The organism is Canicola haemoglobinophilus (genome assembly GCF_002015075.1).
In the GTDB taxonomy this organism is placed as follows: domain Bacteria; phylum Pseudomonadota; class Gammaproteobacteria; order Enterobacterales; family Pasteurellaceae; genus Canicola; species Canicola haemoglobinophilus.
The window spans coordinates 23,880-32,211 of sequence record NZ_MUXZ01000029.1 but is presented as its reverse complement, the minus strand read 5'-3'; the positions used below and the strand labels follow the sequence as shown (position 1 = coordinate 32,211).

The 8,332-nt window shown below is 38.6% G+C and carries 10 protein-coding genes; all 10 read right to left on the bottom strand.

Translation table 11 applies throughout. The features are described 5' to 3' along the window. Positions 1 to 55 precede the first annotated feature (55 nt). Positions 56 to 880, bottom strand: a complete 825-nt coding sequence (gene dapF / locus B0186_RS09010) for a diaminopimelate epimerase (protein ID WP_078219057.1) — start codon at positions 878 to 880, stop codon at positions 56 to 58. A gap of 75 nt (positions 881 to 955) precedes the next feature. Further along, positions 956 to 1,600: a pyridoxamine 5'-phosphate oxidase gene (gene pdxH, locus B0186_RS09005; RefSeq protein ID WP_078219056.1), complete on the bottom strand. Its 645-nt coding sequence runs from the start codon at positions 1,598 to 1,600 to the stop codon at positions 956 to 958. Positions 1,601 to 1,610: 10 nt separating this feature from the next. Beyond that, positions 1,611 to 2,999: a DHA2 family efflux MFS transporter permease subunit gene (locus tag B0186_RS09000; RefSeq protein WP_078219055.1), complete on the bottom strand. Its 1,389-nt coding sequence runs from the start codon at positions 2,997 to 2,999 to the stop codon at positions 1,611 to 1,613. Between the two features lie 4 nt (positions 3,000 to 3,003). Next, the gene (gene mobB / locus B0186_RS08995) at positions 3,004 to 3,513 is read right to left on the bottom strand and encodes a molybdopterin-guanine dinucleotide biosynthesis protein B (RefSeq protein WP_078219054.1); all 510 of its coding nucleotides are present in this window, start codon (positions 3,511 to 3,513) and stop codon (positions 3,004 to 3,006) included. 9 nt (positions 3,514 to 3,522) lie between these two features. Further along, positions 3,523 to 3,957 carry a SoxR reducing system RseC family protein gene (locus B0186_RS08990; RefSeq protein WP_078219053.1) on the bottom strand — a complete coding sequence of 145 codons (435 nt, stop codon included), beginning with the start codon at positions 3,955 to 3,957 and terminating at the stop codon, positions 3,523 to 3,525. 7 nt (positions 3,958 to 3,964) lie between these two features. Further along, positions 3,965 to 4,900, bottom strand: coding sequence for a sigma-E factor regulatory protein RseB (gene rseB / locus B0186_RS08985; RefSeq protein ID WP_078219052.1), 936 nt, complete (start codon positions 4,898 to 4,900; stop codon positions 3,965 to 3,967). Positions 4,901 to 4,968: 68 nt separating this feature from the next. Further along, positions 4,969 to 5,541, bottom strand: coding sequence for a sigma-E factor negative regulatory protein (locus B0186_RS08980; protein ID WP_078219051.1), 573 nt, complete (start codon positions 5,539 to 5,541; stop codon positions 4,969 to 4,971). A 29-nt stretch (positions 5,542 to 5,570) separates the two neighbouring features. Further along, the gene (gene rpoE, locus B0186_RS08975) at positions 5,571 to 6,146 is read right to left on the bottom strand and encodes an RNA polymerase sigma factor RpoE (protein ID WP_078219050.1); all 576 of its coding nucleotides are present in this window, start codon (positions 6,144 to 6,146) and stop codon (positions 5,571 to 5,573) included. Between the two features lie 105 nt (positions 6,147 to 6,251). Next, the gene (locus B0186_RS08970; RefSeq protein WP_078219049.1) at positions 6,252 to 6,506 is read right to left on the bottom strand and encodes an FAD assembly factor SdhE; all 255 of its coding nucleotides are present in this window, start codon (positions 6,504 to 6,506) and stop codon (positions 6,252 to 6,254) included. A 121-nt stretch (positions 6,507 to 6,627) separates the two neighbouring features. Then, positions 6,628 to 8,331 (bottom strand): fructose-specific PTS transporter subunit EIIC, encoded by a 1,704-nt coding sequence (locus B0186_RS08965; RefSeq protein ID WP_078219048.1) that lies wholly within the window; start codon positions 8,329 to 8,331, stop codon positions 6,628 to 6,630. Position 8,332 lies beyond the last annotated feature (1 nt).

Sequence of the window (8,332 nt, the reverse complement as noted above, 5' to 3'; positions counted from 1 at the left end):
AGAATTTGGGACGAGGTCGTTCTCTAAAGATATTTTATTCCATTGCACCATTTATTTACAAACGAATAACGCCATCATAAATATGGGTTGCATCACCGGTCATATAAAGCGGATGGCCTTCTCCTTGCCATTCAATGGTTAAACTGCCACCCGGTAAATCCACTTGAACAGAATTGTCTAAAACACCTTGCATAATGCCGACAGCCACTGCTGCACAAGCGCCACTGCCACAAGCCTGAGTTTCGCCAGCACCTCTTTCATATACGCGCAGTTTAATATGATTACGATTAATCACTTGCATAAAGCCTGCATTGACTCGTTCAGGAAAGCGCTCATGTCCCTCTAAGAGCGGTCCTAATTTTTCCACTTTTGCTGTTTGTATATCTTCTACTTGCACCACACAATGTGGGTTTCCCATGGAGACAACACCACATAATAGGGTTTGAATTTCCGTGCGGATAATATAATTTTTCTCAAATTTATTGGCATTGAAAGGGATTTTATTCGGTTCCCAAATTGGCTCGCCCATATTCACTCGGATCATGCCATCGTCCTGAACGCTTAAAATCATTTTGCCTTTTGCTGTGCTTACTGCAATTTCTTTTTTATTGGTTAAGCCTTTAAGCGTAACAAAACGCGCAAAGCATCTTGCTCCATTGCCACATTGCGATACTTCGCTGCCGTCTGCGTTGAAAATACGGTAGTGAAAATCTAAGTCTGGATCATAAGGTGGTTCAACTACTAATAATTGATCAAACCCAATGCCACGATTGCGATCCGCTAATTTTTTTATTACCTCAGTTGGAAAATAAACATTTTGAGTAACCGCATCAACGACGACAAAATCATTTCCTAATCCATGCATTTTGGAAAATTGCATTTTCCTATTCCTTTATCAAATTAAAATTGAGGCTATTATAATCAGCGGATCAAGTTGAGTAAATGATCGAAATAATTATGGTGAAAGTCTTGCTTTGTGCCATTCAGATTGTTGTTGGGATTGCTGTTTGCTGTAACAAATTCTGTCATGTAAGCGACTTGGACGGCCTTGCCAAAACTCCATATAATCTGGGGTAATTAAGTATCCTCCCCAGTGTTCAGGGCGAGGAACATTGAAGGGATATTTTGCTGCGATAACGCTGGCTTTTGCCAAGAGTGAAGCTTTGTTAGAAATGACCGCACTTTGTGAACTTGCCCATGCACCAATACGGCTGGTATAAGGTCGAGTTGCAAAATATTGATCCGATTGTTCTGCTGGTAATTTTTCAATTTGTCCTTCGATGCGGACTTGGCGCTCTAATTCTGGCCAGAAAAAATTCAGGGCAACAAAAGGGTTGCTGGCAATAGCCTGTCCTTTACGGCTGTTGTAATTGGTAAAAAAGATAAAGCCTTGTTCATTCACTTCTTTAAGTAATACAACTCGGCTACTTGGTTTACCATTGGCATCGATTGTCGCTATATTCATAGCAGTAGGTTCTGGTACTTCAGCGTTAACTGCATCTTGTAACCAGATTTCAAATTGTTTAATCGGATTATCTAAACAATGATTTTTTGATAAGGTTTTTTTACTATATTCTTCTCTAATATTATGTAGATCCATTATAGACTCCTTATTTTTTATTGCGTAAATTCTCTCCGTCTTGTTTACGTAAGTAACTTAATAACCACACTAATATAAAAGCAAAAATGCTAAGAGTGAGGAATGTATAACTAAAAGATTGTTGTAATTGTGTGCCCACCTCCCCATTAAAATGACGATAGAAAGCTAAAATAACGGCTGATACAGCAATACCTATCCCGATACCCACTTGTTGAGAAACACTTAACATGGTTGCACCAGCACTGGTATCTTTTTCCTCTAATTCACTCACAGTCAAAGTATTAATCGCAGAAAAAATCACGGACATACAGCTACCGTAAGCAATTAATACTAAGAGAATAAACCACAGCGGGCTATCTGCATGGAAGAAACTCATGGCAATAATGACCATAGCAATACCCAATGCGCCAATGATTAATAACTTTTTGTAACCAAATTTATGCAGTAATGGACTAATAATGGGTTTACTTAATACAGAGCTTAGGGCAATTGGTGCTAATAACCAGCCTGCAAATTCGGCGCTGTATTGGAAAACGATTTGAAAGATTAAGGGCAATAAGAAAGGGACACCAGAGCCACATAAGCGAATAAGTAAATTGGCTACCAAGCCAATGCGGAAAGTGCGGATCTGAAATAAGGATAATGGTAACAGCGCATTTTCTGTTTTTTTAGCATAACGATAATACAGCGCAAAAAAGAGAAAGCCTGTGGCTAGAACAATTAATGTTGTTATATGTGGGGTTAATCTGTCAGCCATTAAATCTAAGCCTAAGGTTAAGCCCACTAAGCCCCCAGCAAATAACAAAAAGCCACGCCAATCTAAAGGTTGGCTTGAGCCAATATGATTTGGCATATATATTCCAGCAACCAAAATACCTAAAATACCAATAGGAATATTGATTAAGAAAATCCAATGCCAAGAGGTATAAGTGACAAGCCAGCCGCCTAAAATTGGACCTAGAACTGGGCCTATTAATCCTGCCATTGCCATTAAATTCCAAGCGTGCAGTAGCTGATTTTTCGGCACATTACGGATAATCGCAAGGCGTGCCACGGGCATCATTAATGAGCCGCCCAATCCTTGTAAAATGCGAGATAGTACTAAGGTTTCTAAAGAATAAGAGAGAGCACAGCAAATCGAGCCGAGTACAAAAATTCCCACTGAATAGCGAAAAATCTTTTGCACGCCAAAGCGATCTGCAATCCAGCCAGTTAGAGGGATAAATAATGCCACTGTGAGTGCATAGCTAATAATTGCCAGCTGCATATTGAGTGGGTTTTCATGTAAACTTTTTGAAATCGCAGGTAAGGCTGTATTTAAAATTGTCGCATCAAGGGTTTGCATAAAAAGGGCAATAGCGGCAATCCAAGCTAGCCCACGATAAGAGGTGGTTGTCATTTGCTTATTGCTCCTTATTTGCCACCTTTTTGTACCAATCTAGGATAAATGTGGCAATTTGAGCTGGATTATTAATATCAAGCATTGGTACTGATGTTTGCACTGGATAATCGGTGGCAAGGGCAATAACATATCCATCGCAAGGTGGGCAAGGTTTTGTCATTCCTTGGCGATGCAATAAAATTTTGACAATAGGTTCTTGTTTAAATCCTTCCACTAAAATTAAATCTGTGAGCTGAGGGTCAAATTGTTGCGCAAGATAATGCAACGAGGTTGGTGTGCTAGTTTCTGTCATTAATGCCCAACGATTATCACATGCCATAATGACTTGCGAGGCGCCAGCTTCTTTCATGCGCCAGCTATCTTTCCCTTCTTTATCCACTTGTGCATTGTGGTGGCTATGTTTGATCACCGAGACTTTTAAGCCAACATGAGCTAATTCAGGCAGTAATTTTTCCAATAATGTGGTTTTTCCACTCCCACTATAACCTGTGATACCTAACATGATTGGCATACTAAACTCCTATTGAATAATGCGTAATAAAATGGGCTGAAAGGTCTTTTTGCTTTGCCATTTTTTACTGTATGAGCGGATGAATATAAAAGAAAGTGCGGTACAAAAAAGGATAAAAATAGCACTCCACAATTCTTGCTTAAAAACTTGGCTTGCGAGCAATGTTGCGCTTAACAAGGTTATTAAAGGGACAATATATAGCAAAAGTGCGGTAGAAATTAGCGAACTTTCTTGTAAGCCGAGTTCGACAATTTGCCCTAGTTTTAAAGGCATTATGCTGTCAACGGTAAAAATATGTTCTGGGTTTTCGCCAGTGAGCTCTGAAAGTGCGGCTGTTCCACAAGCACTTTTGGCGGCACATTGACCACAAGCGCTTTTGCTTTGACATTTCACCGTTGCTTTGCCTTGTTCATAAGCAATCACGACCGCTCTTTCTGTTAGCATAAATCACCTATTTAATTTGAATATCTTGAATAATACGTTTTGCTGAGAAAATTGGAAGTTGACCAATGAAGGTTAATTCTTTGTCACCTCGAGTTTCGCTATAAAAGGTTGTAGCACCTTGTTTCCAAGAATTTTCGCCTTCATCCGCAATGATGCTATTAGATACATAGACTGTGAAAGAAAATAATCCATCACTATAAAATTGACTTTCAATATGGTTGTTATCATCTTGTTCTATGGATTGGCTAATGAGTTTAAATCCTTGTGGTAACCAATCAGGTTTCCAATTTTGTTTTTGTTGATTTTCAGGCTCAGTTAACAATGGTGGTAAAACTAAGCTGTTGATATAGTTACTTAATCCACTCAGTTCATCGCCAATATATAAATTTACAACACGGAATTGATCTAATAAATTGCCTTCGCGGTCTAACATATCACTACGCAACAACAAATGATTTTGTTCATCAATAAAGATCAAATATTGATAGCGAAAATCATCTTTCGGCAAAATGCGCAAGGTTTGCACAATACGGTCTGCCACACGATTACGCCCAAAAGGTACGATGTCATAATTTTCTGATAATTTATCTACATTTGTCCGCATTAAAGCAGGCAAATTATCCACAATATGACCACTCTTCAAGGAAAAGGCTTGGGTATTTGGTTGAAAATAGCTGACTAAATTTTCTCGTTGGACAATTTCTTGTTGAACGCCATCAAGAGTAATAAGTTGGGAATAGTTTTTACCTTCTTGATTTATATGGCGGTAACGTAATGATTCCATATTTGTTGGTGTGGTTTTCACAAAAGAGATTTCATAATTTAAGGTATTTTGTGCGCTAACCATTTTTTCCAATAATTGCTTAGGATCTAGCGTTTCTTGGGCAAAAGTTGAAGTTGAGAAAATAACAAGTGCGGTCAAAAAAGAGAAAATTTTTAACATGGTATTTCATTCCTAAGACAAAAAAATTCACCACCAAAATGGTGGTGAATATCTTAACATAAACTGGATTAGTTTCCGTTATTTTGTTCCGCATGAAGACGACGTTGCAATTCATAGTTTTGTAACATCATGCCAATGCGTTTATTTTTTTGTTCTAATTGCTCTTGCGTAATTATTTCAGTTTTTGGTGCATTATAGCTGACTTCTTGTACTGATTTATTAAATGGAAGGGTTTGTAAAACAGGATTATCAGCAGCATTTTCTTGTACAACTTCATTGGTAAAAGATTGCACACCGAATACCGCCACTAAACAAACTGTCGCCGCCACTGCCATTTGCAACATTGGTGAAAATAGAGAACGGATTTTTTGTACAAATGGAAGTGTTTCTACTTCTTCAAGCGTTGGTTGCGAAACAAGAGGCTGTTCAATTTTTACATTTTCTTCTTGTTCAATAAGCATTTCCATTTTTGCGGTAAAGTCAGAACCTAATAGAACTTTACTTTCTTGGCGCATAACGGAACGAATTAAATGATAATTTCCCCAACTTTTTTGCAGGTCTTTATCTTGGCAAAGGTTGTCAGTAAATTCGTTACTATGATGCTCGCCATCAATATAAGCTGAAAGTAACTCTTTTTGCATCTTGAACTCCAAGTTTTTGGTTAATTGATTTAACGTTGTAATAAAGGTTGAATTTTGCTTTCAATTATTTCTCTTGCACGGAAGATACGAGAACGTACGGTTCCCACTGGGCAATCCATAATTTCTGCAATTTCTTCGTAACTCAAACCTTCCATTTCTCGTAAAGTAATCGCTGTTTTTAAATCTTCTTGTAGGCTGCTGATTGTATCAAAAACAACTTTTTCTAATTCACTGGATAACATTTCATTTTCAGGCGTATCCACATCCCTTAAATTTGTGCCAACATCATAACTTTCAGCATCTTCAGCCAAGATATCTTCTGTTGGTGGACGACGCCCTTGCGCCGTTAAGTAATTCTTTGCAGTATTCACTGCTATTCGATATAGCCAAGTGTAGAAAGCACTCTCGCCACGGAACGACTCAATTGAGCGGTAGGCTTTTATAAAGGATTCTTGTACAACATCGGGAATATCATTTTGAGAAATATACCGAGTGAGTAACCCAGCGACTCTATTTTGATAACGAGCAACCAATAAGTTAAAGGCTTTTTTATCTCCCTGCTGTACTCTTTCTACCAAAGCCTGATCTGTTAGTTGTTCAGCCATATAACCTCTTAATCACATCTAACAAGCCTTAATATTAAAGCCAGCAAGCTCTCGTGCTTGGTTAGACGTAATGGAATAAAAAAAGTTCAATCTTTTTAAAAAAGATTATTGATGTAAATTTAATTTTTCTTGAATATGATCCACCATCTCTTGTAATTCAAGATCAGCGGCTGGAGTGCGGTTAAAAAACCAAGAAAAAAGTTGTAAATCTGAGCAAGCCAACAAACGCAAAAATATATCTTTTTTAGCATCAGGTAGCTCATCAAAATATTGTTGAAAAAAGGGCATAATCACTTTATCTAATTCCAACATGCCGCGGCGGCAATCCCATTCAATACGGAATTTATTATATTTTTCCATGCTTTATTTCCCCATAAATTTTGACCGCTAATAGTAACAATCAGAAGAAAGGCTGTAAACAAAAGAGAAAAATAAACCCGACTTATTGCCGGGCTTATGTTGTTGTAAAGTGCGGTTGATTTTATGCTGCTTTTGGTTTGATCACAGAATAAATCACGCCAGTAATTAATGCTCCAATAGCAATCGCTACAAGATACATTAACGGCTGGCTTACAAATGGAATAACGAATAAACCACCATGAGGTGCTTTTAAGCTAATCGCTAGACCAAGAGAAATCGCACCAGCGGTTGCACCGCCTAAAATACTTGAAACAATGACACGCACAGGATCTGCTGCCACAAATGGTAATGCACCTTCAGAAATAAAGCATAAACCTAACACAAAAGAGGCTTTACCAGCATCACGTTGATTTGCCGTAAATTTATTGTGCGCTAAAATAGTCGCAATTGCCATTCCAATAGGTGGAACCATACCTGCCGCCATCACTGCTGCCATTGGTGTATAAACGCCAGAAGCAATTAAACCTGTACCAAACGTATAAGCCGCTTTATTAACTGGACCGCCCATATCAACACACATCATCGCACCCAATACTGCGCCTAATAAAATCGCATTAGTTTGTCCCATGGTATTTAACCATTCTACCAACGCATCCATAAGTGCTTTTACTGGTGGATTGATGATATAAATCATCGCTAAACCAACAATTGCAGAGCCGAACAATGGCAGAATTAAGATTGGTTTTAAAGAACTTAGGCTTGCGGGTAATTGGATACTGCTGTTTAAGAATTTCACTACATAACCAGCAAGGAAACCAGCCACAATACCGCCAAGAATACCAGCGCCTGCTGTGGTTGCTAACATACCGCCAATCAGACCGACAGCTAATCCGGGACGATCAGCGATAGAAAATGCGACATAACCGGCAAAAACAGCGATCATTAAGTGGAATGCGGCACCGCCACCAATATCCATTAAGGCTTTTGGTAATCCACCGGCAATATTTGGATCTTTAAATGCTTCAATACCAAACATAAAGGAAATCGCAATTAACAAACCACCCGCCACAACGAGAGGCAACATGTGTGAAACACCTGTCATTAAATGTTTATACAAGCCTTTCTTCTCTTCTGTCGCTTCAGGTGCGGTTGCTTTTGCGGAAGTTTTTGCTGCACTCGAATAAATTTTTGCTTCTTTAAATGCTTTATCAAATTCTTGTGCGGTTTTCTTTAAAGCTAAACCTGTTGATGTGCGATACATTGGTTTACCTTCAAATTTACTTAAATCCACATCAATATCTGCAGCGATAAAGACTAAATCTGCATTAGCCACGTCTTCTGCTGAAATAATATTGCTTGAACCCACTTGACCACGAGTTTCTACTTTGACATTCCAGCCTTGTTTTTTCGCATATTCAGAAATCGCTTCCGCAGACATAAAAGTATGCGCAACCCCTGTTGGACAAGCGGTAACAGCGACAATGTTTTTTGTGCCTTGCGCAGAAAGTCCAAGATTTTCTACCGAACTTTCAACGGTACTTTGTTGGCTATTTTCTGTACCAACATAATCCACTGCTTGTGCTAAAGCATTTTGAATAGCTTGTTCTGGCGCATTAAAAGCTTGTTCAGCCTCAACCACAAACACTTTTTTACCTTGCAATTGTGCATTATTTGGCATTTGATTAAAGGCAATAGCTAATTCCGCATGGTCTACATCAGACACCATTTCATGCCCTTGTTGTTGAGCCGCAGTAGCTAAAACTTGGCGTAGCAAAAAGGCTTTTGCATTGCCGATGTTTGCCCCTTGATTAATATATATTTTCATT

Bases quoted from the DNA above. Each gene is read 5' to 3' on its own strand.
- B0186_RS08970 (WP_078219049.1), bottom strand. From the start codon at position 6,506: ATGGAAAAATATAATAAATTCCGTATTGAATGGGATTGCCGCCGCGGC.
- B0186_RS09000 (WP_078219055.1), bottom strand. From the start codon at position 2,999: ATGACAACCACCTCTTATCGTGGGCTAGCTTGGATTGCCGCTATTGCC.
- pdxH (WP_078219056.1), bottom strand. From the start codon at position 1,600: ATGGATCTACATAATATTAGAGAAGAATATAGTAAAAAAACCTTATCA.
- B0186_RS08990 (WP_078219053.1), bottom strand. From the start codon at position 3,957: ATGCTAACAGAAAGAGCGGTCGTGATTGCTTATGAACAAGGCAAAGCA.
- B0186_RS08980 (WP_078219051.1), bottom strand. From the start codon at position 5,541: ATGCAAAAAGAGTTACTTTCAGCTTATATTGATGGCGAGCATCATAGT.
- rseB (WP_078219052.1), bottom strand. From the start codon at position 4,900: ATGTTAAAAATTTTCTCTTTTTTGACCGCACTTGTTATTTTCTCAACT.
- rpoE (WP_078219050.1), bottom strand. From the start codon at position 6,146: ATGGCTGAACAACTAACAGATCAGGCTTTGGTAGAAAGAGTACAGCAG.
- dapF (WP_078219057.1), bottom strand. From the start codon at position 880: ATGCAATTTTCCAAAATGCATGGATTAGGAAATGATTTTGTCGTCGTT.
- mobB (WP_078219054.1), bottom strand. From the start codon at position 3,513: ATGCCAATCATGTTAGGTATCACAGGTTATAGTGGGAGTGGAAAAACC.
- B0186_RS08965 (WP_078219048.1), bottom strand. From the start codon at position 8,331: ATGAAAATATATATTAATCAAGGGGCAAACATCGGCAATGCAAAAGCC.